The sequence below is a fragment of the Vagococcus sp. WN80Y genome (assembly GCF_059621045.1).
Genome location: NZ_JCAQHY010000059.1, coordinates 1 through 1,812, shown reverse-complemented (window position 1 = coordinate 1,812; position 1,812 = coordinate 1). Strand labels below are relative to the sequence as shown.

The 1,812-nt window shown below is 41.7% G+C and carries 4 protein-coding genes; 2 read left to right on the top strand and 2 right to left on the bottom strand.

The genetic code is table 11. The annotated features are described in order from the left end of the window. Together AC5KOD_RS02705 and AC5KOD_RS02700 are read left to right on the top strand one after the other, a co-directional pair. Positions 1 to 180: DUF7317 family protein (locus AC5KOD_RS02705; protein WP_496913002.1), on the top strand; the 180-nt coding region annotated here is incomplete at its 5' end. 117 nt (positions 181 to 297) lie between these two features. Beyond that, positions 298 to 876: a recombinase family protein gene (locus AC5KOD_RS02700; RefSeq protein ID WP_496913001.1), complete on the top strand. Its 579-nt coding sequence runs from the start codon at positions 298 to 300 to the stop codon at positions 874 to 876. A 107-nt stretch (positions 877 to 983) separates the two neighbouring features. On the opposite strand, the gene AC5KOD_RS02695 is transcribed toward AC5KOD_RS02700, so the two are convergent. Both AC5KOD_RS02695 and AC5KOD_RS02690 read right to left on the bottom strand, forming a co-directional pair. Then, the gene (locus AC5KOD_RS02695) at positions 984 to 1,283 is read right to left on the bottom strand and encodes a recombinase family protein (RefSeq protein ID WP_496913000.1); all 300 of its coding nucleotides are present in this window, start codon (positions 1,281 to 1,283) and stop codon (positions 984 to 986) included. Positions 1,284 to 1,297: 14 nt separating this feature from the next. Next, a partial coding sequence (locus AC5KOD_RS02690) for a recombinase family protein (protein ID WP_496912999.1) occupies positions 1,298 to 1,812 on the bottom strand: 515 nt, incomplete at its 5' end.

Below are 1,812 nucleotides of genomic sequence, written 5' to 3'. Positions count from 1 at the left end.
GAAAAGGGAACAACACTAGGACGACCTAGTCGAACCAAAGAAGTGGATCAAGCCCTAAAACTTTACCAAGAAACTGATTTATCTGTTGGAGAAATCGCTAAGCACTGTCAGATCTCAGCGCCTACTATCTATCATAATTTAAGAAAAAGAGGGATTCCTTGTCGAACAGTGTCAAAGTAGCTCATTTAACAACCGCCTATTCTCACATCTTGGCCCCTATCGATTCCATAATATGAGACCCTTTCTCACCCATTTTAGTGTATAATTAAACCATTATTAATTATAGGAGGAAGCATCATGGCCCTTATAGGTTACGCTCGCTCAGGCATGGCCCATCTGAATATAGATACTCAAATCGCTATCTTAACGTCTTATGGGGTGACGACACTTTATACAGAGTCACCCGACCATATAAAGAGACATAATAAGAGCGTTCTAGATACCTTATCTCCTACTTTACAATCAGGAGATACTCTTGTGAGTGTCAACTTAAGTTGTTTGGATAAAAGGGCTAAGCAACTCCTTGACCTGTTGACAACCTTTTTCCAAAAAGGGGTCACGTTTATCAGTCTTCAAGATGAGATTGACACCTCTTCCTCAATGGGAAAAACTGTTTTACACACGCTAGATGCGTTAGTTGACATGGAAACTAGTCTCACTGCCGAACGTATCAAAACGGGCTTAGCCACTGTTAAAGAAAAAGGAACAACATTAGGTCGTCCCACTCTTGACAATACTCAACTAGAAAAGGCTCTTGAGTTATATTTGAACTCCACAATGCCTGTTTCGGAAATTGCACAAGCCTGTCACCTTTCCAGACGTTCCATCTATCGCTATATTCGTTTACGTCAACTTCCACATCGCCTTCCAAACTAATTGGCAAACAAGTATCCATCAATCAGAAGACTTACCAGAATGAAACATGTCTTTAACTTATTTTGCACTCATGACAACTACTCTTGAGTTGCCATCGTTATGAATTTCTACCTCTGGTAGTTCAGGAATAGTTGGGTACTCCAACTCATCACCACAACTTGCTTCTTTTGAAGTTGCGCAAGTCGTGCTTTGATGGTCTTAAGGTCCTTCCCGAGTACATGCACACTGGCTATCACAACCGTATCCCCTGGGACAAGTCGATCAGTCATTCGCTCAAATTCTTCTTGTTTCCCTTTTCTTTTAGAGGGCTCAATAAAAATCGCCTCACAGTCATAATCTGAGACGATTTTTAATTGATCATTAAGGGGTAATGGAGCCCGTTGTCTGACATATCCATATATCGCCATCACACACCTCTTTCTTAGCCATTTACGTTTAGTTCAGTTTGGCTTTTGGTCCGCTCTTCTTGTTGGGTATACTTATACACACTTCCCAATGACACCCCACACTCAGTGGCAATTTGTCGCATGGACCATTTTTGGTCATGGTATAAAAAACTAATTCGATCAATCGTTTGCTCATCAATCGTCGGACGGCCAATCACGCGTCCTTCTTGACGAGCCAGGTCAATATTTTCTTTCATTCGTTCACTCCGACACGCGGTATCCGTTTCTAAAAACAGATCGAACAGCTGATAAAAGGCCGGTGTCTTAGACGTATCCACCTGATCGTCACTGCTGATCAACCGAATATTCCTTTCTTGGAATAACGTCATAAGGGACTTCAAGCCACGCAGCCCTTTCCCAAATACTTTTAAGGTCATCACGACGACCTGATCGTTTGGTTGTAACAGCTCTAATAGTTTGGTTAATTCGGATTCCTCAAACAAGGAATCCGTTTCAACAAATAATTCCTCACAGTTATACGTCATGAGGT

Excerpts from the sequence above, each read along its gene's own strand:
- AC5KOD_RS02700 (WP_496913001.1), top strand. The coding sequence starts at position 298 with ATGGCCCTTATAGGTTACGCTCGCTCAGGCATGGCCCATCTGAATATA.
- AC5KOD_RS02695 (WP_496913000.1), bottom strand. The coding sequence starts at position 1,283 with ATGGCGATATATGGATATGTCAGACAACGGGCTCCATTACCCCTTAAT.